At 50.1% G+C, this 26,481-nt stretch carries 19 protein-coding genes; 4 read left to right on the top strand and 15 right to left on the bottom strand.

All coding sequences use genetic code 11. The features are described 5' to 3' along the window. Positions 1–8 precede the first annotated feature (8 nt). The 4 genes from AC0YNS_RS06070 to AC0YNS_RS06055 all read right to left on the bottom strand — a co-directional run bounded on the left by AC0YNS_RS06070 (position 9) and on the right by AC0YNS_RS06055 (position 6,130). Entirely contained in the window at positions 9–2,561 is a 2,553-nt protein-coding gene (locus AC0YNS_RS06070) for a glycoside hydrolase family 2 protein (protein WP_475780152.1), read from the bottom strand. Positions 2,562–2,671: 110 nt separating this feature from the next. Further along, entirely contained in the window at positions 2,672–4,252 is a 1,581-nt protein-coding gene (locus AC0YNS_RS06065; protein ID WP_475780151.1) for an extracellular solute-binding protein, read from the bottom strand. A gap of 63 nt (positions 4,253–4,315) precedes the next feature. Further along, complete coding sequence (locus AC0YNS_RS06060; protein ID WP_475780150.1) at positions 4,316–5,194, bottom strand: carbohydrate ABC transporter permease; 879 nt, start codon at positions 5,192–5,194, stop codon at positions 4,316–4,318. Between the two features lie 18 nt (positions 5,195–5,212). Then, positions 5,213–6,130, bottom strand: coding sequence for an ABC transporter permease (locus tag AC0YNS_RS06055; protein ID WP_475780149.1), 918 nt, complete (start codon positions 6,128–6,130; stop codon positions 5,213–5,215). Positions 6,131–6,402: 272 nt separating this feature from the next. On the opposite strand from AC0YNS_RS06055, the gene AC0YNS_RS06050 reads away from it, so the two are divergent. Then, a complete protein-coding gene (locus AC0YNS_RS06050; RefSeq protein ID WP_475780148.1) occupies positions 6,403–8,748 on the top strand; it encodes a helix-turn-helix domain-containing protein in 2,346 nt (781 codons plus the stop codon). A gap of 51 nt (positions 8,749–8,799) precedes the next feature. On the opposite strand, the gene AC0YNS_RS06045 is transcribed toward AC0YNS_RS06050, so the two are convergent. The 6 genes from AC0YNS_RS06045 to AC0YNS_RS06020 all read right to left on the bottom strand — a co-directional run bounded on the left by AC0YNS_RS06045 (position 8,800) and on the right by AC0YNS_RS06020 (position 17,055). Beyond that, entirely contained in the window at positions 8,800–10,191 is a 1,392-nt protein-coding gene (locus AC0YNS_RS06045; RefSeq protein ID WP_475780147.1) for a carbohydrate-binding protein, read from the bottom strand. Between the two features lie 30 nt (positions 10,192–10,221). After that, a complete protein-coding gene (locus tag AC0YNS_RS06040) occupies positions 10,222–11,316 on the bottom strand; it encodes a GxGYxYP domain-containing protein (RefSeq protein WP_475780146.1) in 1,095 nt (364 codons plus the stop codon). A gap of 278 nt (positions 11,317–11,594) precedes the next feature. Next, positions 11,595–12,356 (bottom strand): DUF5692 family protein, encoded by a 762-nt coding sequence (locus AC0YNS_RS06035; RefSeq protein ID WP_475780145.1) that lies wholly within the window; start codon positions 12,354–12,356, stop codon positions 11,595–11,597. A 16-nt stretch (positions 12,357–12,372) separates the two neighbouring features. After that, positions 12,373–13,047 carry an NAD-dependent epimerase/dehydratase family protein gene (locus tag AC0YNS_RS06030; protein WP_475780144.1) on the bottom strand — a complete coding sequence of 225 codons (675 nt, stop codon included), beginning with the start codon at positions 13,045–13,047 and terminating at the stop codon, positions 12,373–12,375. Positions 13,048–13,198: 151 nt separating this feature from the next. Beyond that, the gene (locus AC0YNS_RS06025; protein ID WP_475780143.1) at positions 13,199–14,461 is read right to left on the bottom strand and encodes a DUF5050 domain-containing protein; all 1,263 of its coding nucleotides are present in this window, start codon (positions 14,459–14,461) and stop codon (positions 13,199–13,201) included. A 143-nt stretch (positions 14,462–14,604) separates the two neighbouring features. Next, positions 14,605–17,055 (bottom strand): GH116 family glycosyl-hydrolase, encoded by a 2,451-nt coding sequence (locus tag AC0YNS_RS06020; RefSeq protein WP_475780142.1) that lies wholly within the window; start codon positions 17,053–17,055, stop codon positions 14,605–14,607. A 277-nt stretch (positions 17,056–17,332) separates the two neighbouring features. Between AC0YNS_RS06020 and AC0YNS_RS06015 the strand changes: the two genes are divergently transcribed. Continuing rightward, positions 17,333–18,319, top strand: coding sequence for a LacI family DNA-binding transcriptional regulator (locus AC0YNS_RS06015; RefSeq protein WP_475780141.1), 987 nt, complete (start codon positions 17,333–17,335; stop codon positions 18,317–18,319). Between the two features lie 98 nt (positions 18,320–18,417). Continuing rightward, the gene (locus tag AC0YNS_RS06010; protein ID WP_475780140.1) at positions 18,418–19,611 is read left to right on the top strand and encodes an oxalate decarboxylase family bicupin; all 1,194 of its coding nucleotides are present in this window, start codon (positions 18,418–18,420) and stop codon (positions 19,609–19,611) included. 38 nt (positions 19,612–19,649) lie between these two features. Here AC0YNS_RS06010 and AC0YNS_RS06005 read toward each other — a convergent pair whose 3' ends face one another. Then, entirely contained in the window at positions 19,650–20,735 is a 1,086-nt protein-coding gene (locus AC0YNS_RS06005; RefSeq protein ID WP_475780139.1) for an AbrB family transcriptional regulator, read from the bottom strand. Positions 20,736–20,933: 198 nt separating this feature from the next. Here AC0YNS_RS06005 and AC0YNS_RS06000 point away from each other — a divergent pair, with 198 nt between their 5' ends. Beyond that, positions 20,934–21,587 (top strand): cupin domain-containing protein, encoded by a 654-nt coding sequence (locus tag AC0YNS_RS06000; RefSeq protein WP_475780138.1) that lies wholly within the window; start codon positions 20,934–20,936, stop codon positions 21,585–21,587. On the opposite strand, the gene AC0YNS_RS05995 is transcribed toward AC0YNS_RS06000, so the two are convergent. From AC0YNS_RS05995 to AC0YNS_RS05980, 4 genes are all read right to left on the bottom strand, one after another. Next, on the bottom strand, positions 21,588–22,037 hold the full coding sequence (locus AC0YNS_RS05995; protein WP_475780137.1) for a DoxX family protein: 450 nt from the start codon (positions 22,035–22,037) through the stop codon (positions 21,588–21,590). A 21-nt stretch (positions 22,038–22,058) separates the two neighbouring features. Beyond that, positions 22,059–22,655: a TetR/AcrR family transcriptional regulator gene (locus AC0YNS_RS05990; RefSeq protein WP_475780136.1), complete on the bottom strand. Its 597-nt coding sequence runs from the start codon at positions 22,653–22,655 to the stop codon at positions 22,059–22,061. A 149-nt stretch (positions 22,656–22,804) separates the two neighbouring features. Further along, positions 22,805–24,925, bottom strand: a complete 2,121-nt coding sequence (locus tag AC0YNS_RS05985) for a hypothetical protein (protein WP_475780135.1) — start codon at positions 24,923–24,925, stop codon at positions 22,805–22,807. A 42-nt stretch (positions 24,926–24,967) separates the two neighbouring features. Next, entirely contained in the window at positions 24,968–26,275 is a 1,308-nt protein-coding gene (locus AC0YNS_RS05980) for a glycoside hydrolase family 140 protein (RefSeq protein ID WP_475780134.1), read from the bottom strand. Between the last annotated feature and the right edge of the window lie 206 nt (positions 26,276–26,481).

The raw sequence follows: 26,481 nt of genomic DNA, 5'->3' as shown, positions 1-26,481 counted from the left end.
ATTCGTCGTCAACCCAAATTCATTCCCTCTACATAGAACTGCTCCGGCGTCACCGGACCATTCATCGAAGTAACGGTAAGTTGTTCCCCCGGAAGCAAAGTCAAATAATTGCGATCCAGATGAATAAGCTGTCCGGCATCCCGCTGAATCAAATACACGCCAACTGCGGCAAACTCTGAGCGATTGACCAAAATGAGCTGTTCCGGAAGGTCGCCTTGACGAACGCGAACATCTGCCGAAGGCAGTCTCCTGAGCGGCTCAAGCGGACAAGCAGCGTTCACGGTAAACAGGTACTCATTCGTTGCAATCTGCTGATTATGCTCGTCGCATACAGCCAAACGCAAGATCAGCACAGAACCCGGCACATCCTCTACTTGCCATTCCAGCTTGCCAATATAATCGTTCACACGCCCGACTGAAACCAAGAAGCGTTGGCTCTCAAGTACCGGTCCGTCTGCCCGCACCAGTTGTGCTTCCACTGCAAATGGCACCGACTGCTGATCCGCACGATCCGCATGCAGGAAAATCTCGCCGCCAAACGATTCGCCAGCACGGTATGAAAGGCAATCATACTGCGCAGATACATGCAAGCCGCCAAACACTTTCTTCATTGCATAGTAAACCGGCTTTGGCATCCCGTCATATTCAAGCATGGAGGTATTGGAATTATTTGCGAACGGTTCATTGCCCATCCAAATAATGAAGCCCGAGGATCTGGGCTCTCTCCTACGTGTCGCCTCCGCCATGTACCGCAGCGATTCCAGCTGCAAATACCGGCTAGCCTGACAGTACTGCTCCAGCTCATCCCGCTCCTTGTCCCAAGGACCAAACATATCGGAGAGCTGCTCCCACTGAATCCACCATGCGCCGCGATGCAGCCAATAGGCGTTCTCCTTCGTCGGCGGCCATGGGGACATGCGATCAGCTAACCCGCGAATCCGCTCCACCCTTGAGGTTCCCGGCGTTCCTGTCTCCGTCTGCACCAAGCTGTCATTGTGATTAAAGAATCGGTAGTGATTCTCCTCTCCCAGATACAACCACGGACCATGAACATCATGATGAAGCCCTTTGCCGAACTCCTCTTCGGTTGCGCCGAATCTCGGGCCGGACGCACTAGACGGGAAGAACGGACGACCGGGATCCAGCTCTTCTACCAGCTTCTTCAGCATCGCAATATTCCCATGTCTCTCATCGACCGGAGAGAAATTCTCCCACATCAGCTCATTGCCGCCGCACCATGCCATCAGACTTGGATGCGAGCGCTTCTCGAAGACGGCCGCCCGCGACACGCGCGCCAGTTCTTTCAGAAAAGCAGCATTATCCGGCGGACAATTATTCAGCCCGCTTGAGGACTGCAGAAACTCCTGCCAGACGAGCAGCCCATTCCGGTCACAGTACGCATAGAAATCTTCCTTCTCCGTAATCGCGCCGCCCCATACGCGGAGTACATTTACGTTCATCGCCTTAAAACGACCCAGGTAATGCGCATAATCTTCGCTCGTTACGCCGCCGAAGTACGGTGAAATCGGCACCCAGTTCACGCCATTCAAGAATACCCGCATACCGTTCACCAGCAGCGTATAAGGCAGTGCATCCGTAGGGGAGTCCTCGTTCTGAACAAACCGAAGCGTGCGAAAAGCAACCGTCTTCCCATCTGCGGCACATACTCGATCCTCCGCATCATAAACGGTGACTCTCGCCTGATAGAGCGGCTGATCCCCATAGCCATTAGGCCACCAGCGGCGAACAGCTTCAAGGGACATTTCATGCTCTATTCGATGTATTCCGCCGCGACGGAGCTCACAGGTATTCTTTTCCCTAATTACGATATCGCCCTCTGCATCGACTAATTCATAAGCCAGCATGTAGCTTCCGGGCCGCCAAATCTCAGCTTCCACACTATACAACACCGTACCGCCGTCGCCATCCTCGGCCGGAACAGCCTTCGGATAGCAATCAATCAGCTTCAGCGCAGAGTAAGTCCGCAAACTTACATCCTTCCATATCCCAACAGGCACGATGCGCGGGCACCAGTCCCAGCCGTAATTGAAGCGAGACTTCACCTTGCTGATCTCATTCGAGTATCCGATCTGCCCATCCACCTCAGGACTCGGCAGGAATACAAGCTGAAGCCTGTTCTCATTTCCCGCCCCTACACGCAGCTTAGCCGCAACATCGATCGTTACCGGAAGAAACATCCCTTCAAATTCTGCAATTTCCTCGCCGTTTAGATAGATGAGTCCCCTATAATCCAATCCTTCAAACACCAATTCGCAGCGGTCCTGCATCCAGCCATCCGGCACCTCGAACCTTCGCTCATACACCCAATCCCGATGGTTCACCCACTCCTGCTCCATACTGCGCAAGCCTTCGTTTGGATCGGGCAGCCAGCCAGACGCGATTAAATCACTTTGCACTGCCCCTGGAACCTTAGCCTTTATGGCCGGGAGCATCGGATTGATGCTAAAGCCCAGCTCCATGCTCATGCCAAGCTTCCACTGGTTGCGATTCCATCCGGTCACTGTCCATTCACTGCCGCTAAGCGATATACGACTGCTCATTTAACAAGCCCCTCTCGAGAGTTCTTGTGCTAGATGGAACGACTGTCCACCTTATACTGCTTGTAAACAGAAAAGGCGGGACAATGCCCCGCCTTCCCTACTGGCTCCCCTTACTTCCCTGCTGTAAACGCTGCATATTGCTTATTCAATTCGTCAACGATGACTTGTCCTCCTGCTTCTTTGGCCGCATCGACGGCAGATGCAAATCCTTTCGAGGAATCCAGCACGCCGAGTCCGAGCGGCTTCAGAATATCGGTTTCGATCGGTGTCGCTTTGGCAAGCTCGGTCTTAATGGAATCTGTGTTGGCTACAAAACCATCATAAGGAGATGCCGTAAAGTTGTTTGCATCACGCGCATAATCGAACCATTTCTTATCATCCGGCATCATGGTAACGGAAGTCCGAACAAGCGTCGGTCTCCAAGTCAGCACATATCCGGGGAAAGAATAGCCGCTACCTTCTACGATTTCGTACTGATCGTCGCCGACGGCTTTCCAATGATTTCCTTCAATACCAAGCTCAAGCAGGTCATGATTCTCTTTCACGGATAACCAGTCGGACAGCGCAAGCACTTTCTCCGGATGCTTCGAATTTTTGTTCACGACAAGGAAGTTCCATTGTTTAAAGTCGGAATAAGGCTTCGGCGTATCCAAGTTGTAGGCCGGCACGATCTCCAGCTGCGCACCCGGAAGCTTCAGCGCATCCAGATACTTCTTGCCTTCTTCGCCGTCTGCTACGTATTTGATCGCAGCGAACTTGCCCAGATTGAAGAGCGAAGGAGCATTCTCTTCTTGTGCGATATTGTTGGAAAAGATACCGTCTTTATAGAACTTCGTCATTTTCTCCGTAAAGGATTTGTACGCCGGTACATCTGTCAATGCTGTAATCTTGCCTTCTGAAGTGCCTACGAAGAACGATACGCCGATCGGCATATATTTGTTCAGCGCTTCCCATGAAGTTTCGGAGAAATAATTCTCCCAGAGCAAGCTGGCATCCATTGCATTCATGCCGAATGGCGTGATATCCTTCTCGTTCTCTTTCACTTTATATAAGAAAGCTTCCATATCCTGCAGGCTCTTGATAGGACCTAATCCGTATTTCTCTCTAAGGTCTTTACGAATGACAAAACCATTGATCTTCCCTTGTGCGATACCGAGCGGAATACCGAAAATCTTACTCTCGAACTTGTTCGCTTCCCACATTTGCTGCGGAATGGCCTTAACCAGATTCGGTGTTTTATCGCTGTTAATATATTCATCCAGCGGAATGATCGAGCCGCTTGTAATCATTTGGTTCATGTGCAGCCACGGTGCATCCAGGAACATATCGAAATCTTCGCCGGCGGAAGCTTTGACAGAAACAAGATCGCCATAATCCGACCATGGAATAAATTGAATGTTTAATTTCACGCCAACGTTATCTTTCGCCAGCTTCTCGTTCACTGCCGAGAGCACGGTGTCAAAATCCTGCGGGGGATCTCCAGGAAATAATCCTTTCACCTCTACCGTTTCAACCGAGCCCGTATCATTGGCTGGAGCGTTTGTCTTCGTTTCTTCTGCCCCATTCGCAGTAGGCGTATTGGCACCATTATTGCCGCCGCAGCCCGAGAGTACAGTTGCAATCAGGATTAAGATCGTCATCATGGCGAGCATCCTATTGTGTTTCATGAACCCCTTCTTAGTTGCAATCATCGCGAAATCCCCCTCTAAGTTATATACGCTTAACTGAGCCTAAACCCAGGAACAGCCGTCTGTCTAGCCCTTAATGGCCCCAATCGTCAGCCCTTTGACAAAATACTTCTGAAGCAGCGGATACAGCAGCACGATCGGCCCGATCGTGATAAGCGTCGTCGCCATTCGAACGGCGAGGCTTGGGAAGTTCGTGACATAATTTGCACCCGCAGGCATTAACCGCTTGGACGCTTCGATGTTCGAAATCAAACGGCGCAGCACAAGCTGCAGCGGGAACTTGCTGTCGTCGGTGATGAAGAGAAGGCCCATAAACCAATCGTTCCAATAGGCCAGTGCAAGGAACAATCCGACAGAAGCGAGAATCGGCTTCGACACCGGAACGATGATGCGGAAGAACACCGTCAGCTCATTAGCACCATCAATTCGCCCCGCTTCCTCCAGATCATCCGGTATCGTCCGGAAGAAACTAACCATGAGGAAAACATAGAAAGGCTGAACCGCAATCGGCAGAATGAGTGCCCATAATGAATCGGACAAGTGAAGCCAGTTGGACATTAGAATATAGAACGGCACCATGCCCCCTTGGAAGAGCATCGTGAAGTACACATAGAATCCGATTCCGTTACGCAGCGGATTCCGCCGGCTTGCGATGGAGTAGGCCAGCATAGAACTGATCGTTAGACCGATCAACGTTCCGGTAACGGTAATAAACGCAGTGACCATATAGCTGGACTTAATAACCGGTGATCGAAGTACTGCTTCGTAAGCAGCCGTCGACAGTTCCTTCGGAATGAGCGAGTAACCGCTTAACAGCAGCTCCTTCTCCGTGCTAAGCGAGCCTGCAATCATAAGCCAGAACGGAATCAGGCAAAACAAGGCAAACATCGCGATAAATAGGTAAGAGATAAGTTTAAAAGTTTGATCGCCGCGACTTTCTTTCATGTTGCATACTCTCCTTCTCTAGAACAATGCGGAATCTCGCGAGAATCGCTTCACGATGCCGTTAGCAAGCAGTACGAATAGAAAACCCATCACCGATTGGAACAAACCGACGGCCGATGACATACCGAAGTCATGCAGCTGCCTCATTGATCGATACACGAACGTATCGATGACATCCGTAGTCGGGAACAGGATCGAATTATCTTGAATAATGGCGTAGATCATCCCGAAATCGGCGTTAAAAATCCGTCCTACCGCAAGTAAAATCAATATGGAGACGGTAGGCGTTAACAGCGGCAGAGTGATCCGTCGCATGATTTGGAAGCGGGAGGCTCCGTCCATTCTGGCCGCCTCAACCATATCCTCCGGTATGCCGGAGATGGCGGCTAAGTAGATAATCGCCAGATACCCTGCTCCTTGCCAAACTCGGATGACGGTTAAGATGTACGGCCACAGCTCCGCATTGAAATACCAATTGACTTCGGGCAAGTGAAGCGAGATTAACCAGTGGTTCAAGGTAGGCTCCTGCCCGCCTAGGAAAGCATTCACAATCATGCTGATGACGACCCAGGACATGAAGTAGGGCAGGAAGATCAGCGATTGGGAGACGCGCTTAAACCATTGCACTCGGATTTCATTTAACAACAGGGCAATCGCAATCGCGAACACGGTCGTCGATCCGATGAACAAGGCATTCAGAAACAGCGTGTTCTTCACGACGAGAAGCAGCTTATCCGAGGATAAGAAAAACTCGAAGTTCTTGAAACCTACCCACTCGCTTCCCAGTATGCCTTTGGAAATATTGAAATTCTTGAAGGCAATGAGTATTCCGTACAAAGGAACATAATTGAATAGAAACAGAAACAGCATACCGGGCACCGCCATCAGAAATAAGTACGGGCTCTTCTTCATCGTCTTCCATAAGTTAGCATACATGCTCATCGTTTCCTTTCGTGCAGCACTCGTTGTGTCTGACCCTCATCGTTTCGGGTACAACCTAAGCCTATCAAGCCCTACCTCTTATGAATATTGCCTGGAAGAACAGAAGAATCTAAATTGCTCGGAAAACTACATCTGAAAAGCATAGATTCATCAGATAAACAAAGGTCATAAAACGAGAGCTATAAGAAATGCTAGTCTTTCGCGTTAGCCGACAACGATTATGCTATAATAAGCGCTAGCATAAAGGCCTACGGAGGGAAAAGAACTTGGCACGCAAACGACTATTACTACGCCTACAGAACCGACAAACCTACTTGCGTATCCTGCTCTATTTTGTCAGCATCAGCTTAGGTGCAGTGACGATCAGCACTTTCTCCATCTATACCATGTTCTCGCGTTCGGCATCCGGGGAGATCGGCGACCACTCCGTTGTATTAATGAAGGAACGTGCCAGCATTGCTTCTTCATTGCTCGAATCCACCGCGACTTATGCCATCAATTGGAGCCGAAATACCGATTTCGAAACGTATGCCTTGCAGAACTTCAATGACGCTTATCGAGACAATCAAATCTGGGTGAAGCTCAAGGATGTGCTGAAATACAACCCGTTTATTGATTCCGCGTACATTGTAAACGGCTATACGAATCAAGTACTGACTTCCAATTACGGACTCCTCCCCATAGAAGGCTTCTGGGACAAAGAGGTGCTCACGAACATTCGTGCGACGGACAAGGTGTATAATGTATCGTTTCTGCCGCGGCAGCTCACGAAGTTTCCGATTGGCCATCCCGCGCCCAAGAACCTGCTGTCTGTTATTATTTCGTATGAAACGAACCGCTCCATCTCTTCCTTTGTCTTAAACGTCGATATGAAGAAGCTGCATTCCTATGTAGGGAATGAATTCCAAAACGGCGGGACTGCGAACGAAATCGCGTTCTTCGACGAGCGACGTCAGCTCGTAACAAGCAGCAATTCACTGCCGGTCATGCAACAGCTGCCGGTATTATCTGAACCTGGTGAGGGTTGGACCAACGTAGATATTGGCGGCGATGATTACTTGCTCGCGTATGTCGAAATTCCTTTCCAAGGCATAAAGGGTTGGACGATGACAGAGCTCATTCCGAAGAACAAACTGTTCAACCATTTACATCTCCTGCGCAATTTAACATTCGTTTTCTATGGGGTATTCTTCTTAGCCCTGCTTATTACGATCTGGCGGTTGTCGCGGCGCATCTACTCCCCGCTCGAGGAATTAATTGCGGATGTGAAGAAGAACCATGCCAGCCTCAGTCTCACGCAAGATGATTCGAATCAGCAGACCGATAATGAACTCTCTTATTTGTCCCAAATCTTTAATCGCCAGAGGAGCCAGTTGGGTCAGCTAACCAACTATTGGCGGGAGAATCGGCTTGCATCCAAGGAATCCGTCATTCGAGAGCTGCTGCTCCATCCGGCGGAGAAGCATTCCGATCGCATCTTGGAGCTGCTGCGGGAGCAGGAAATTTCGTTGAACCCGGATCGTCTGTGTGCTGCCATATTCCGGATCGACCACTATACGGCTTTCTGCGAAACGAATAACACGCGCAACCAGCGTCTGATCAAATATGCGATGCAAAATATCGTGAAAGAGGATCTTGCGGCAGCGCGCCTCATCGAAACCTCCAGCCTGGACGGCGATCATATCGCGGCTGTGTTCAATCTGGAGAGCGATGTAGCGCCTAATGATTTACTGCCGCAGCTCAATCAAATCCAAGCGCATTTCAACCACTATTTATCGTTATCCGCTACGGTGGTCATCAGTGAAATCTGTCATTCTTTCACCTCTCTTCATAGTGCATATTCGGATGCAGTGGAACGTTCGAATGAGCGGTTTAAACGCGGGAGGGGGCAGGTTTTCTTCCTTGAAGTACAGAACGAGGGAGCCGCTGACTATATTTATCCGGAAGAACAGGAACGTGCCGTATTGTCTGAACTGCGATTAGGCCATCAGGAGGAATGCATCTCTCATCTGGAGCAGTTTGTCGGGCATTTGGTTCCTTACTCTTACTCCGAGTCTAGACTTGCATTAACGCATTTCATGCTCAACCTTGGCAAGACCGTCCGTCAAATCCGGCATGATTACAGCGAGCCGCATCTGTGGAGTTTCACGCATATCGAGATGCAGCTTGACCGAATGGAGACAATCAGCAACGTTATGGAATGGCTGCACTCGGTAATCGCTTCCGTGCTCGAGACCAATCAGAATGCCAAGTCAAACCGCCATTCCAAATTAATGAATGACATTCGCGACATCGTGGAATCCAACATCAGCAATGTGAATCTCTCATCCAAATTTGTCGCTGATTCACTGGGCATGTCCGTCCCCTATTTACGGCCATTATTCAAAGAAATTATGAACCAATCCTTGTCCGACTACATTACAGGGCTGCGTCTCGAAGAAGTCAAACGGCAGCTCGTTGATACGAACCGGACAATTGAAGAAATTTCCAGAAATGCCGGATTCTCGGCACTGAATTCCTTCTATGCGATCTTCAAGAAGAATTACGGCATTACGCCGGCGCAATATCGGAAAGAAAACCAGCATGTCCGAGATGAACTGGCCGTGAAATAAGAAAAGGATACAGCAAGGCGACGTTAGTCGCTGCTGTATCCTTTTTCATCATTAATTGATCGTTATTTTATCGAGATTACCTGCTGTAATGAAGCTGCCGCCCATCGTAGTCGCATCATCGGCATCGATCTGAATCTTAATCGTGCCTTGAACCGCTGCACTCACCGTTACCGTACTGAACGTATTCCAGCTTCCGGTAGTCGGTAGTACGATTTGCGCCACATCTACACCATTCACGTAGAGGCTTGCACGTCCTGTAATCGTCGAGCCGTTGGCATAACGCACAGTCAGACTGCTTCCGCTCGCTGCTCCGCTGAATGTCAACGAACCGCCTTGGTAGAAGCTGCCGACGATCTGTCCGCCGGATGCAACGCTGTTCGTGTAGATTGCAGCTCCACCGACAAGTGCAGCTGCCTCTGCCTCGAAGCTTGTTTGACCTCCGCCGCCTCCGCCCGTGCCGGAAACCGTGATTTTATCGATATTGCCTGCTGTTGTGAAGCTTCCGCCCATTGTCGCCGCATCATCGGCATCAATCTGAAGTTTAACCGTTCCGCTTACGGCAACATTTATCGTTACCGTGCCGAACGTATCCCAGCTTCCTGTCGGCGGCAATGTTACTTGCGCTACATCCGTGCCTCCTACATACAAGCTTGCCTTCCCTTGAACCGTCGAGCCGTTCGCATAACGAATTTGCACGGAACTGCCTGACACGACATTAGCAAAGCTGATTGCCCCTCCCTGATAGAACGAGCCGGCAATTGATCCACCTGAAGCATAGCTGTTCGTATAGGTTGCTACTCCACCGGTCAATGTTGCACTTTCTGCTTCATAATTGCCTGAAGGTGCTGCTGGAGAGGAGTAAGCCTTCCAAGTTGCCGCTAAATCGACCGGCCTTAGAAAATGATAGTTTCGGCCGCCGGCATTGTTAAGCATGATTGCCTTCGCTAGTGCAGCATCCTCCGAAGGGTCCCCCGAGTGACCGCCGTCTCCAACCGAAACAACGACAAACGCAGGCGTTCCTGCAGCAGTTTGATCGGCTACGTATTTGGCAGCATTGGCGATCTCTTGCGGTGTTGCAGTGGATTGCGTGGAGCCGCTAATCGTTGTATTCGGAATCTGACCAATGGAAGACCAAGAAACAGGATTTCCGTTCGTTCCCCCTTGGTAGCCGCGAATGGAGAAGTAAGGATTAATAGTAGTAATGAGGCTATTCGACGCTGCCGAAGTATCAAAATAGTTCATGGTTCTAAACAGCCCATTGGAATTGCTTATATAATCCTTATACGCAGTTGTGAATGCCGTTTCGCCTGCTGCCGTATTTGGCGCGCTTCCATCGTTATAATTGGCGATAAGCTCATAGTTGTTGGCGTAATTGTTCGCCGACAGCCACTGCAGCTTCTTCGGATACAGATCAAGCAGCATCGGCGGCAAGGACCAGCCCATCGGAACTTGACCTTTATACGGTGAATTACGCTAGTAGTTATGGTGATTATACTCCGCAATACTCAGGTTGTCGCCATCGGTGACATAGAAGGCAACGTAGACACCGTTATTGTCGATTGTCGATGCTGCGGGAGCAGTTGGTGCCGTAAACGTCGCAGGATCAGATGCGTACGAGCTATGGACGGAGTAATTCGCACCATCTAGGAAGGTGAAGAAATAACCGCGATCCTCGATTTCCTGCAGCTCCGAAGTCTCACCATTAATCTCGCCGAGCACCGGTATGCCTGCAGGGTAGTTCGTTGTATTCAGCAAGCTTGCGACCTCAGCCCTCTCATTGGTTTTGTTCGCGTCAAGGCTGTAGATAAACGCTTTGCTCGCCACATAATAGTCGAAGGTCATCGGTACAAGCGCCGGGCTGCCGCCCCAATACTTAAAGCCATGCTTAGCGACGAATGCTTTTGTCGTATTCGCATTAAAGTAGTTCGCTTTGGCCCAGCGGAATGCGTCGATTTCATTCGCAAAGCCGCGTGTGTCCGCAAGCGAGGTATACGTCTTGCTCTCTGTCGTAGACAAATAGCTCTGTATGGCCGAAGACAACGGAATCGCATCGGTTTGCGCTGCAGCCGTGATCGCCGCCATTACGGCGCTGTCATTTACTGTCGTGGACAAGCTTGGGTACAATACACTTCCTTTAATATAAGAAGCGTAATTTTGCACCAAGTAGCTGAGTACCGGGAAACGCTTGGATTGATTCAGTGTCGGGTATGTTTTCGTACCGGGTACGAGCCCATCGTCGAGCGCCCACTGATCTGTCGCAGGAGGATTCCAGATGCCCGTCCATTTCTGCGGCGCGTTTACCAAGTAAATTTTCGTACTGCTCGTACGATTGACGATCCCCTGAATCGTCGTGATTGCCAGCAGCGCCTCTGTGGATTCCCACGAATGCTCGCTTTTGTCCTTCGTAATGTCCAGAACAATAACAGCCGATGTCGCTGGCATTTTGGGCAGCTTCGGTGTGTAGCCGGCGGCTTCTGCTTTCGAGCCTTGATCTACAGTAAGACTGAAACCAAACAAGGTGAACACCATGGAGCAGGCTAACATGATAAGCGTCATTTTCTTCTTCATTGTTATTCTCCTTTGTGATTCGGTTAGTTGGTCCTTTCTTCTAATGCCAATTTACCTTCAAGCCTCTCCCTTCTGCCAGTGCTGGAATGAGCAATATTGTATGCGCTTACATATTCACATCATAATTTTACAGCCCCTTCGGAGCAACTCTGTTTTCCATAGATTCATCATATTTTCGAAGCTTGGAGACTACGAATTACACGGTTTATAGCGATGGCTGCACAAAAAAGTCGAGAAAGTCTCAGGGACTCTCTCGACACATGACACGACTCGACTCGTTAACCTATTCCGATAAGAACCAGCGTCACAATACAGAGCAGCACATTGACAAACATCACGATAAGCTGCGTTGGTTTTCGCTTAACCGCTGCAATGAATGCAGTGAGCGAATCGTTCCGGAGATTCTGTTCGAGGTAGTTTTTGCATGAAATTTGAAAAATCCCCGCAACCGTCAAACTGTTAGCCCGCATGATTAGCCATAATCCCGGATTCCAAGCTCCGAGCACAATCAGCATGGGGGCAATAAGCACCGCAATATGGTAGAACCCGATCTGCTGCTTGAAATTATAGATGACAAAGTTCCAATTCCATAGTGTGTAGGCAATCGCCCAATAGATCATGGCCTCGTTTGTCGTGACGTAATACGTTCCGAGCCACTCTCCTTGAAGAACAAAGGATGAAGCGATCAAAGCTATGCCTGAGATAACGTTGTAATAACTGCGATTCTTGTAATCGGTCAATGTCGCTTCCAAAATATTGATGCGCAGCAACCATACAATGGTTGGGACAAGCCAATTATCCGGGAAGAAACCCAAGAAGGTCACCACTACCAAAATTCGGCCGATCAGCAGGGTGGAAAGTTTGATCTTTTCAAAAAAATCAGCCTTCAAGGCCAATAAAATAACGATCGGAACGACGACATTAATGATGCCATTCCCATAAAGCGGTAAGAATGCGGTAATGACCGTTCCACCGATAATTACAGCAAGAATGATCTCAAACAGAATGGATTGTGGAAGCTGTGCCGGCTTCATCGACATCGGAATTCCTCGCAGTTCATATATGTTGGGAAGCTATTCGATTGATATCATCGCTTTCAATGAACGGAGTAGCATAACCCCGCTGCGAGACGACAATCATGGCGCGTCCGACTTTATCCGATGATGTCATGGCGCTCTTGAACCCTCTCTCCAGCAGCGGATAGAACGGTCTCATCAGGATGTAGATCGCTTGATAAAGCTTGGTCTTCGACCTCACGCCATGCCGAGGTATAATCCCGCCCGGCCGGAACATATAAGCCGCTTTAAACGGCAGCCTCAGCAGCTCGTTCTCCGTTCTGCCCTTAACACGAGCCCACATACTGCGGCCTTTCTCCGTACTGTCCGTACCTCTGCCCGTCACATAGATAAACGTCATCTGCGGATTCAATCGCGCCAATGTCTTCGCCACGCTGAGCGTCAGATCATAGGTAATCGCCGTATAACGCTCCTCGCTCATTCCCGCAGACGATATGCCAAGACAGAAGAAACAAGCGTCAAAGCCCGTTAATTGCTTCTCGACTGCAGAGAGGTCGAGTAGATTCGCCTGCTGGATCTCGATCAGCTTGTCATGCATCTGACCGGTCACATTCCGTCCAACTGAGGTGACCGCCGTAACTTGTGGATCTACGAGACACTCACGAAGAGCGCTTTGCCCTACCATGCCCGTTGCACCGAATAGCAGTACTTTCAATATGAAATCCCCCTCTCGTTACTTCACCTTGGTATCTACCAACGATAGCAAATTTAACGGTCGCTGAACAGTAGATTGCTAGGATGATCGTGTCGATCGTCAAGATTGCGCGACATAAGCAAAAGCTGAGCAGGTTTCCCTGCCCAGCTTATTATGCCCCTTCGATCTCGATCTCTTCAACGACTCTGATATCAGGATTATAGAAGAACAGCTTCTTATCCAAAATATGCACATAATAGACTTTATCATCGCTAAGCTTCAGTGTGGTATGATCCAGCAGATTCAGCCGATATAGTTTCTTGCCGTATTCACTATAGTTGCTAAAATAGAGCCGATTACCTTGAATATTAATATTGCGCGCATCCAGATCAGAAATTTTCGTTAATGCCGTACCGTCTGTGTGCATCGTATACAACTTCCCTTTGAAATTGAAATACAGCGATTGTCCCTTCACTTCGACCCATGTGATGTAATCCCCCGTGAGCAGCTTCTTCTTATTGCGCCCGTCCGCGTCCATCACGAATAACTTCTGCGCTTCGATCGTATAGTAAATTTTCCCGTTCATCACCGCGATGCTGGATACCTGATATTTCTCGAGCAGCTCTATTGATGTTCCGTCCAGCTTCATCCGATAGAGCGGCTTATACATATAGGTGCCCTGCGTATAGTAGATCCAATCTCCGACTACGGATACCAGATTTGCCCCCAGCCCAAAATCATGCACAAGCGTCCGGTTCGCCCCATCGATATCACACTTGAAGAGCTTGTTGTCGCTTGTGTAGTACAATTGCTTGCCAACGAGATTCAAAGCCCCAATATACTTGTCGTCACTGACCAGCTGATTCTCCGAGCTGTCATATTTCTCTTTATATAGCCTTCCGCTATCATTCTGATTGTTGTAATAGATCCATTCTAAGTCACTCACATACCAGCCGCCGTTATTGAGATTGCCGATAGAATTGCCATAGATAGGCTCCGAAATAGCTGTGTGGATGTGAACTTGATGGTTCTCGTAAAGGACTGTGGCCCCGAACACCTCCGAGAGAACACGAAGTGGCACGAGCGTTCGGCTATCCATTAACTTAGGCGCTGCCTGAAGCTCGAGCTGCTTGTCATCAATCGTTATCTTCTTGGAACCAATCTTCATGCTGATCGTTGTGGTTCCTTTCGTGACGATTACTTCATTGTTGCTCCAGCCTGCAATTTGGCCGCCAAGCTCATCCACGACAAAACGAAGCGGGACAAATACGGTTCCATGATCAATCATTGGTTTGGTATCAAACGTTATGCTGCGATCGTTTACCGTAACTGTGATGGCAGTAGCAGCAGCTTGCGCCTCGGCTGCTGCTGCGAAGCTGCTCCCCGAGCTTATGAGGCATGTGCATGCCAGCGTACCGATCAACCATTTCTTCATGATTCGAACACCTCGTCTACTGGAATGAATAGGGAGAAACAGCGACCCTTTCCTTTCTAGACGAAGCCCCGAATAGATTGTTGCATAAAAAAGCTGTCCCAAAAGTCATAAGTTGCACTTTTGAGACAGCCTTCGCTAGCTTCCTATAAGGTAAACTCTTTGTCGCCTGCATAAACTTTCACGCCTGAAGCATCGCCGTACAGCACCTTCACGTCGACCTCATACTCGCCATCAGTTTGCTTCTGGCTGTAAGTTCCCCACGCACGTCCGGTGCTCCAGAAGCCGGTATAATTCTCCTCGTTAATTACCGGCTTAAACTTCATTTCACCGCGAGCCATATCGAATTCGAAGCCGCTAAGCGCGATCAGAAGTCCCCAGCTGGACAACGACCTTGCATAATGATGGCCGCACTCGACCTCATTCCAAGGGCTGCGGCGGAATCCGTCTTGACGGTCGCGTACCGCTTTTACAATCGTAAGCCCTTCTTCAATAAAGCCTTCATAGATCAAATGCGTAGCCACGTGGTACTCGATACCGGTCCACACCTCATCGGAATACACGAATGGCAGCTTCGGACGGCCGCCTTCCGGCCAAGAGCACAGCACTAAGCCCTTCTCATCATTAAGCGTGTACGTCCGCTGGCAGTTGACATGGTTGTAGAAATCCTCTTTGAAATTATGCTTGAACACCGCATGGATCGCGCTCTGCACACGTTCCTTCGGAAGCAGATAACCCAGCCCGTACAGATGTGCAAGCTGCTGGCCGAGCAGCTGATCCGACAAACAACCAATCCCATGCTGATACTTATGTGCATCCACGTCTTCCAGACGCTGCACATAGTACTCGCCGTTCCAAGTCAGCTCATCAAGTCGCTTGGAGCTCGTTTCGAATGCAGCCGCATACTTCTTCGCAGTTTCCTCTTCGCCGAGATAAGCAGCCATTTCAGCCCCTGCGCGAAGCGCGCCTAAGAAGAATACGCCGGTAAGCGGGTTCGGTCCATAGAATTCGATATCATAGGTGTTATGCTGCACGCCATCAAACACGAGGTCGCCATCCGTATCCCAGTGCAGCGGCGCATAATTCAACGTCTTCTGAATCGAAGGCCACAGCTCACGGAGGAAATCATCGTCGCCTGTCAGCTTCCATTCGCGATAGGCGCGCATGATCGTGCCCATCTGGCCGTCGGCTGCGGCAGGCGCAGAAGTTCCTTGCCACGTCCACTCGGACTGGAACATCTTGAATGCACGGAAATTCATTTTGCCGTCTTCTTCGACTTCGGTCAGAAACTCTGTTCTACGCATGCTCTGCTCAAGCTCTGGGAAGAGGAAGGCAAGCGTTTGCGCGTAGTTCCATACATGCGTGCAGCTTCCGTCGCAGCAGCCTTGATGATCGAAACACCCCTCGTAGCCGAAGAACCGTCCGTCAATAAACCGGAAGCAGGTCGGGCTGCGGAGCACCGTGATGTTGCTCGATAGTGCGTCGAGTACATGCGATGGTAGCGTGGACTCGAACAGCGCACTGTGGAACAGCTTCGTTTCTTGCGTCAGTCGAGTTTGATTGCTCACCAGATAAGAGGCTGCAGACCAAGCGCTATCGAACAAGCCGGCGTAGTAATTCTGCGTAATTTGCCGTCCTTCTTCCTTCACGCATATATGATCATTCCAGCCATTGACGCGGTTTGGAAAATGCCATGCAAGCACGAATCCAAACGTCTTCGTCTCGCCAGGCGCCAACGTCTCGCATACGCCAAGGGAGCCGGTATCCGTCCGGTTCTTCTCGGAAGGCGTATCGTAGCCAAGATCATTAAGCTGACCATCTTGGACAAAATCATCCCAGAACTCCTGCAGAAAATCATACCAGCCGCCGCGAAACCATGCGCGTTTATGAGTTACCTTCGGATTCGTCGTTACCATTGAAAGGCTGCCGTAGTTTAGCTCCCCATCACCAAATGCATGCGATGTGAAGTTCAAGCCGGTGAATCCGTTATCTTCACGGAACTCGTTGAAATTCCCGCCGGTATTCCGTACATCCAAGTTACCGAATGAGTCATAATTAATGCCGCCAATTGGATTCATCAGCGAGCCTGCAATCGTAACATCAACTGTTTTATCCGATGTATTGGTGACTGTGTACGTCATATACGCGCCTGGAATGCTGGAATCGTTCGTATTCAGCGGAATAAACGGCGTGAAGGCTTCAAGCGAAACTTGTACAGGCAGCTCCTTATCTTCAAAATCCACCCAAACGAGCGGATACTCACCGCGCATCGTTGATTTCTCAAGACGAGGAAGCCCGGCGCCTGTAATCGGATGGTAGCCATGCGAGCGGCTGTGAGGCAGCGGCAGTCTCGACTCCAGCACTTTCGCGACAGGTGCTTCGCCTTCTTGCTTCGCCCAGATGGAGAAATACGTATTTGGCAGCAGATCGCCTTTGCCCGGGCGATTGAAAATCTCCCAATCTCTAAACTCGCCGCGGCTGCCGATCGAGATATTACCCGTTCCGATGCCGCCCAGCAGAAAAGCCGCTTCCTTCGCTTCCTCCGAGTACGTGCGCTGCCCTGATGAATCGAATAATTGCGCTTTCGAATAAACCATTTGTCGATCGCTCCTTGTAGGCTCGTTTATGGTTCCGCTATAAGTGCTGTGTTGTTCGCAAGATGGAATTGACTATTCATTTGGCATGCACGGCATTACCGTGCACGTGAACGATTCTAATTGTATCAGCCATGTATATTTTTGTAAACGCTATTATTGGTGGGTTACACCTTAAATTTTCGCGCACCGTGCACATGAACGGATTGACCGGAGCCCTCATTTTATACTACGATTATCGCAAAACTATGAATCCAAAGTCGGGAGCTGCCGGAAGCTGATGAAAGTGACAAGCAAACAAATCGCGGAGCTGTGCGGAGTAACTCGGGGTACGGTCGATCGTGCGCTAAATAACCGTCCCGGCATCAATGAAGCTACTCGCGAGAAGATTATGAAGGTTGCCGGCGAACTGGGGTACCGACCGCATTTTCTGGCTCAAAGCTTGGTCAAAGGAGAAACGAAGACGCTTGGCATCGTGCTCTTCGACGTGTATAACCGCATCTTCTCGCAGCTGTTCCACTCTTTCGAAGCGGAAGCAAGAAGACACGGTTATTTCGTCTATCTTGTGCTGACCAACAAGGACAAAGCGCTTGAAATGGAATATATCAACAATTTACTGGACCGCAAGGTCGATGGCATTGCGCTGTCACCCGTTAATATGGGCACGACGTTCGATACGTTCTTGAAGCAATCCGGCGTTCCGATCGTCACGTTCGCCAATCGGGTATCGACTAAGGTGCCTTTCGTCTGGATCGATGACAAACAAGCGATGAAGACTGCTGTTCACCATATCGGCTCCAAAGGCTATAAGCGTATTCTGTACGTAAGTCCGCCGCTGCGTTATAAGGGCAAGAGCAATATCTACGTTCCGGAGCAGCGTCTTAAAGGCTTTCTCGAAGCCTGTGCCGAGCTGCCGGATATCCGTTATACCGTAATTACGGACTATGATTACATGGAAAGCATGCTTCAGCTACTATCGGAATCTGATGAGAAGCCCGCAATTCTATGCAGCAGCGATGTCTACGCCCTTGACATGATGCGGTTTCTGAAGGCGAATCATATCCGGGTACCGGAGCAGGCAGGAATCATGGGCTTCGATAATATCGATATTCTTCACTATGTGGATCCTGCGCTGACTACGATTGATTTTCACGTCGACGAGATCGGGCGCAAAGCCGCTGAACAATTAATCGCCAGCATCCAAGGCCGGGACATTCCTCAGCGTACGAATGTAGCTTACTCTATCATCGAACGAGATTCGCTTTAGCTATTGTCAGGGACGGGGTGAATTTGGTCTTCTTGCCAGGCTGTCGCTCATACTTATAGGGGATGTACTCAGGATAAAGTATAGGAGGAATCGCGTTCATGACTAATCCTACCCCGGACGATAGGAAGCCTTTTGTTATTCCGCAGCCGATCAGAAGCGATGGCGCAGGCGGTCTCGACTTAGGACCGCGCGATATTATGAGAGATATGGAGAATCCGAATATGCTTGTACCTCCTGCAACGGATGCAGGCTTAGTGCCGAATTTGAAAATGTCGTTCTCCGATACCCATATGCAGCTCAATCATGGCGGTTGGTCGCGTGAAATTACCGTGCGTGATCTGCCAATTGCAACAACACTTGCCGGCGTGAATATGGCCCTGACACCGGGTGGCGTTCGCGAGCTGCATTGGCATCAACAAGCGGAATGGTCCTATATGATACGGGGCTGCGCGCGCATTACGTCCATGGACTGGCAGGGGCGAAATTTCATTGCTGATGTCGGTCCGGGAGACCTGTGGTATTTTCCGGCGGGTCTGCCGCATTCCATTCAAGGATTAGAGGAAGGCTGCGAATTTCTGCTCGTCTTCGATGACGGGAGCTTCTCGGATTTGAACACCTTGACCATTTCCGACTGGTTCGCTCATACGCCCAAAGACGTGTTGTCCGCCAACTTCGGCGTACCGCAAAGTGCATTTGACGCCATTCCAGACGAACAGGTTTACATTTATCAAGATAATATTCCAGGTCCTATTGCGGATCAGGCCGTTCAATCCCCATACGGCACCGTGCCGCTAACCTTCAAGCACAGCTTACTCGCCCAGACGCCGGTCAAATCATCAGGTGGTAATGTCAGAATCGTGGACTCCACCAACTTCCCAATATCACGAACCGTAGCTGCGGCACTCGTTGAAATTGAACCCGGCGGCATGCGGGAGCTGCACTGGCATCCCAACAATGATGAGTGGCAATATTATTTGACCGGTCAAGGAAGAATGACCGTGTTTGCCGGGAACGGTACAGCGCGGACCTTTGATTACAGAGCCGGCGACGTCGGTTATGTTCCTTTCGCGAACGGCCATTACATTCAGAATACAGGCAGCAACTCCCTCTGGTTTCTTGAAATATTCAAGAGCGATCGGTTCGAAGATATTTCGCTCAATCAATGGATGGCACTTACGCCTCGAAGCCTCGTTGGGAGCAATCTGAATGTCGGTCCTACGGTGCTGGACGCGCTGCGCAAAGAAGAGCAAGCTGTCGTCAAATTTCCGGGCTTCACTTATTACCCGAAGTAAGGCTCGCGCCGCCTCCGGAACGTCTTGGCTGAAACTGACTATAATTCTTCTTCCTGCTTCTTTCGCTTCTTTAAGCTGTAATTGAACAACATCCGAAGCAGCGGCGGAACGGCGAAGAAAATAAAAAAGGTGCGAAACAGCTGATAACCCGCCACTATCGACAGATCCGCCTGAATTTCATGCGCGATGATGCCCATCTGATCCATGCCTCCCGGTGCGAGACTGAGCAGTGCTGTAGGCATGGAAATCGGATGAAGCTTCGTCAGTACGAATCCGAATGCAGAGGCGCCTAGAATCAGCAGCATCCCGCTTCCAAGCGCAAGCGAAATCGTCCGAAGCTTATTCGGCAGCTGTTGCGGTTTCAGGAGGAGACCTACATAAGTTCCGATCATGAATTGAGCTGCATCAATGAGGAGTGAGGGCAGCGCCGGACCATGTAATCCGCTGAGCTGTAGAATCGACGTTCCCAGAGCCGGTCCGAGCAAATAGGCGGTAGGAAAGTTCACCCTATTGCCTAGAACAGCGCAAGCCACGCTTACCGGAGCGAAGAGGAGAATGTTCGGAAACAATCCGCTCCAATCAGCAGCAGCTGCGGCTGCTATAGACTGCGATACTGCCGCTGCTCCATCCGTATGCGCTTGGCCGAAGATCGGATTAAATATGAGAAGCGGCACGCAAATAATGATCATCATCAGCCGGATGACCTGCGTCACGGTTACGACCGTCAGATTAACCCCTTCTGTCTCTTCCGCAAGCGCAAGGACCTGTGTTAACCCCCCCGGCACGCTGCCTAGCAGCGCTGTTTTGAAATCCGTATGCGATAGTTTCGAGACGAGATACGCGATTCCCGTACAAAATAGTAATAATAACACGATCATCAGCGTCATGGACGGCAGCTGATAGGACATCTCCCTCAGCGCTTCCGCTGTCATCGACAGACCGATCGTATACCCAACGATGATCATGCCGGCATTTCGCGCTTGCATCGGCCATTTATAGGTTCTGCCTAGCAGATTTGTTCCAAGCAACACCGCAATCATCGGTCCGAGCAGCCACGGAATCGGGGCATGCATCAGCTTAAATGCAAATCCTCCAATCAGTGCCGTCAGCAGCGCACTCCACATTAACTAACACCTTCCTGCTTCTATAACATCTACTTACCATACAACGAGTACATCTATTACGCAAAAAAACGCCCCTTAAGGCGTGTTCGACCACTTTGAAGACGATGCATTCTTTAAAACGGAAACACCTTCTTGCCGCTGCCGTCATAACATATCCCATGCCAAATGCCTATTTAACCTAAGAAAGTAGGGAGAGCTATGACGGTTTCATACATGGACTACACATCCCCGTCTGTCCAATTCACCTATAATCTCAATAACAATACCACGTTTAGAAAAGATGGCCGCAACTACATCAATACGTTATCCAATCAACAGTTGAATACGCTCGTCGATGTATCGCTTCTGGACATCTTCATGAGCAAAGGAAATGTCATCGAGCCCCACTATCATCAGAATGCGGCAGAACTCGTTTATCTGATCTCCGGTGCGATGGTTGTCTCGTTAATCAATCCTTTTACGAATGAGCTGCTCAACTTCCCTATCAGCCAACCGGGACAGGTGGTCAATGTTCCGCAGGGATGGTGGCATTACGAAGTCGCAACGATGGATAATACCCATGTATTAGCCATATTCGACGCACCGGTACCTCAGTTCATTGGGGGATCTGATCTGCTGAGACTGACTCCGGCGAATGTGCTCGCACATACCTATTGTCTTAACGAAGCCATGGTGAAGGAAACGCTGGCGCCAATTACGCAAACCGTACTTATTGGCCCGCCGGCTGATTGCAACAAAACAGGACAAATGGTGCAAGGCGTGGCAGCGGCGGCACCTAGTATTCCTGTACCTGTAACCGGCTATACCGGTCCGAAGCGCTCCGTCATCGGAAATGGCTGGTATCAGTATTAATTAGAATTGAACAACAGGCGAGGCAAGCAGAACGGCAGCGATAAAAATAAGCTGGAGCAGCGTCCGCAGCGCAAGTCCCGGCACGGGTCTGCCGCCGATCGTAAGCTTCTCCCTTGCCGCGCGTACATTCGCCGGGAACATAGCCACGAAGAGGAGCGCTAAGCAAACGGATGCGGCAGGAGCGACGAACGGAATGAGAATAGCTGCCGCTCCTGCAAGCTCCAGCCATCCGGTTGCAGTCACGAGCCATTCTCGTTTCCGGAACGACGGTGGGACCATCCGAATCAGATCCGGCCGCCTGCTCCCCCAGTGAGCGGACGCAGTCAGCAGCAGCATAAGGGCAACCGCTGCTTGAAGCGGCGTCTGCCAGCCGTCAAAGTAGGACAAGCCTACCCATCCCAAGCAACGAAACAAGAACCATGAACCTGCCAATACGATAAAAGGTGCCATAATACACATTCCTCCTAGTTATTAATTAGTAGGTTTAAGCATGCCGGCAATAAACTGAATGAAATGTTCGGCATTGAAATGACCGCTCACGATGGAGAATGAAGAGCGGACTCGCAGTCCAAACGAGAGTAAGACGAACAGCTCTGCCGTACGATCCGCATCGATGGCTTCCGGGATTACGCCATGCTGCTGCCCGGCGGTAATCCAACTGCGAGACAGCTGAACAGACCGTTCATAGAATTGATTCAGTGCCTCGGCTACAGCCTGCTCTTCCTCCTTGCCAAGCAAATAAACAAATACTTTGTTTGTAACGTCATCCTGTTCTTCCAAACTGTTTAAGCGACCGGCAATACTCCCCATCGGACCTTCAAACTCGCCGCCTTTTCTACCCACCTCGCTCATAAATCGGTTGTTCGTTTCCTCAAGCCGTTCGAGCAGCACCCAGGCAAACAATTCATCCTTGCTCTTCACATAATGAAAGATGGCCCCCTTCGATAGTCCCGACCGTTCCATGATGTCCTTCAACGTTAACGATGAGCAGCCCTTCTCTCGAACAAGGGATTTAGTCGCCTCCAGCAATAAGCGAATGGTTTGCTCCCTGCGTTCCTCTTGCTTCATATTGGATACCTCCATGTTGGTGTATGGTTTGTGCATTTCCATTTGTTGGCTGTTGCTCTTATTATATAAACCGACCATCGGTTTGTAAATAGGGTAAAAGCAGAGACCAAACATTTTTTTTATAATGCCTGGCCTCACCGCTCGATTCTCTACCCAATCGTCACATATTCCCTCTTGCTGCCATTCACTTCAATCGTACAATCCGCATCGCTAATGATCTCGACTACACGGTTCCCTTCCAAGCGAATGCCAACGAGAACGCCATCTGCAATTGCAATCGTATTCCCTCTAAAGGTAAAGCTGCAGTTGATTCGCGCTCCCCATCGTCCTGTCATAGAGAGGACAGCATTTTCACCATCGTAAGATACTTTGCTGAGTAGATCCGGAGGAAGATCCAGCTCACGTGCATGCGTAAGCGTAGCCAATAACGTTTCAAAATACGACGTGAGCGGCATCTCAAACGAGAAGTATTCCACATTCAATTTGCTGACTCCTATGATGTCACCATCGTGAACCAGCGTCGTTTCGCCATCTAACGGCGTTAGCGGGAAGACTTTCATGTCGATTTTGGTTTTGGCGAACCAAATATCCCATTCGACGTATTCATAATCGCCGTTATAGAGCCTGCCAGCGAATGGGCTCCCGCTCTGAGCGCCGGTTAACTGTTCGAATTCGCTGCGAATGTCGCGGCCCTCCACTGTACACTGTGCCGGCGGACCGATGAAGATCACTCTTCTGCCCGTTGCGGCATAACCTTGAATCGATTCCCATGCAGCCTCCGGCATCATGGTCGGCCATAGCACAATTAAGGCATCATACCGCTCCAAATCGGCTTCGCTCGTCGGAATCAAATCGATTTCGTAATGTTCTTGCATCATTTTATCGAGAACTGCCTTCATACTAAGCCTGTGGTAATGCATGTACTCATTGTTGAAGAACGCAACGGATTCCCACACATACATCATCGCAAGCTTCGGTCTGCTGATTGCCTTTCCAATAAACTGCTGGAAGGTTTTCTGCCGTTCAAGGCAAACCTTCGTATCCTCCCAAGTACTGTGATCGGGATATCCGGGGCCATAAGGACCGACGTATCCGTACGCATGACCGACCCATCTCACATTGCGCACAGCCAGCAGGCGCTGGTAATAGTCCAGTTTCTCCTTCGTCGTATTTCGATCCCAGCACATATTGTAGGCTTTTCCACTCGAAGAATATTTGGCAAGCGACTCAGCAAGCATCGTCATGGACACCATCGTTCGCTCGGCATCAAATTGCGCATCTACAAACCCGCCGCTCAAGTTATCCGTCAGTCTGAAATAATCGATATTTCCTGCCCATAAATCCCCTGAATTGCCTTCTCCCCACCATGTGCTGTGGAAGCCGCCGAACAGGTTGTCGCCGAAACGCTCCGTGTAGCGATCTTTGACATATTTCTGCAAGCCGTACGTGAGGTCGATCGTCAGTTGATAGTAATCGTATCGTACGTTTCCCGCACAAGCATCGATCGCTTCATTCTTCAGCAGGTAGATCCGGTCCAGCAAATCATAGCCGTATTTGGCTTCAAACGCGGCAAGAAAATGACCCCCGACAAAATAAACATCCTCGCTCGATCTGCTGCCCGCTCCGAATTCATCGATGGCATAACCGTCCTGCGGCAAGCCTTCATACTGCTCCAAGAACGAATCTACCGATTTGTGCATCCCGCTATATGCAAAATCCATATAATCCGTATCATACCTTGCGTATACTAGAATTTCTCCGTCCTGCTCACAAGTACCGGCGAGTGTTGTCTCGATGTTCATGTCGATGGTGAATGTAATCTGGTCCGTAATGTCGAAGGCTTCGACGATGCGACCGCTTTCATCTCTGATGATGTGAAACGCTTTGGCAACCCCTCGGACTCTGGGATCGGTATTCACGAATCCGACATTATGCACGCGTTTAATGGCTATGGAAAACCGACTATCAATGACTTGACCGCTGTGCTCGACTGCCCAAGATTGGCGTGCTTCCGGATGCTCCTTGACTATGTTTGGCCCGAGCATTGGCATAATCATCAGAAATTGGAGGCCAAGCCGCGTGCATTCCTCTGAAACAACTTGAATCGCTGCCTTGCCCTGCGAATCATATTCATCATAGATATTGTTGCGAAACTCCACGCAAACCGTATCGAAGCCTTTCTCGTTAATATCCGAAACGGCCAGCCGAATGCGTTGATGATCCATTGTCATGCTGGTATCCAGCAATAACATAATCGGCGCTGAGTACATGTAACCTTCCCCTTCTCTCCTGCAGCACTTGCTGCTCCCGCGTTAACTAATGATTAGCAGTCCATCCTTCTCGAAGGGTGAACTGCCTATAAATTCATTGCTGTCGAGATGACCCGCTGTCGACGCTATTCGTTCTCCGTTCTCCGGACTCCACCAGATTACCGATTTCCCTTCCACTTCGAGCCCGGTTAAATCCAGACGAATCTCGCATTTCTCCGGCAAATAAACCAGCAGTAGACTGCCTGCTTCCGTGCATGCCACCGATACTGTACAAGAATGCGTACTGCGTAACCGCTCTGATGCTGGCCTGAGCTCGAACCATGGCAAAGCTGTCAGCAGCTGCATCATACGAACCAGATCTAAGGCACCGGGCAGCTCCATCGCATCTCTCCAGCTGTATGGTGATGGGGTTCCGTTCAGTGGAGCTTCACCGCTCTTCGCCCAGTTCCAAATCCAATAGGCACCATAAGTAATGCCCGTTGACGAACCCTCCAGCACGCTTCGCCAGCCGGCGCGCCGAACCCCGTATCGGTCGAAGCGCCGTTCACGTCCGCTCATGGGATGATGCTCGTAACATGGCTCGGCATTAAGCACCGGTTTAGGCGGCTGTTTATCCCATTCCTCACGAATCAGGCCCAGATTATAGTCCTGATTCAGCCCATGACCGCTTTGCACCATATTGAAATCAAGCCAGCTCGCATGATGGTACGTGTCGCCGGATTTATGCACCGGGTGGGTCGTGATCAGTCGTCCATACGGCTCGGCTTCCTTCATTGCCATGCCGACTTCGTTATAGAAGGCTGCGACCCCCTCACCTTTGAATTCATCGTCACCGCTGACGATCCATACGATATTCAACTCTTCCAGCTTCTCTATTAGAAAAGTTCCGTAGCGGATCGCCTGCTGCACCGTCATTCCCGGATGAACGGGGATCACATCAAGCCGTGAATTCGGTACATGCTCGAACCACAGCACGATCAGCGCAATTACCATCCCTTTGCCGTTGGCATACGCGATCATTTTCTTCAGCATGTCAAAATAATCAGCTTGAATAGCCTCATAATCCCAGTTGAAGATCCGACCATCCTCGCTCTCCTTTTTGAACAGAGCAAATGGTTGGCGGCCTTCTCGAAAAATCGGCTGATACGCATCATGCTGAGGAAGTGAGTTGAGCTGTAACACGTTAAAACCTTGCGCGGACCTGGCATCCACGTAGTCAACCCATTCCTCCCAGGTCGCTCGGCCCGGGCAAGCCCAAGCCGTATCCCCCAGCCAGAAAACCGGCTTTCCCTCCCCGTCTTGGAAGCTCCGCTGATCAGCCGCTACTTGCAAATACCCCTTAATTGCCACTGGCGTACATCTCCTCCTGCACGATATTCGCTGATTTCGCTAGCATGTAGACCTCTGGGTGGGCTTCTTGCGCGATATTCGCACGCAGGTCCTGCTCCTGCACCTCGCTTACCTATGCTGGAAGACTCTCAGCTGCCAGCAACATCACTATCAGGTTAGTTTGCGTGCTGAGAGTCGGTTTTTGCTACTCTCAGCATCATTTCGCC

The sequence above is a fragment of the Paenibacillus sp. J22FR21 genome (assembly GCF_056269135.1).
The sequence above is the reverse complement of the archived record's forward strand: the minus strand, read 5'-3'. Positions and strand labels throughout refer to the sequence as shown.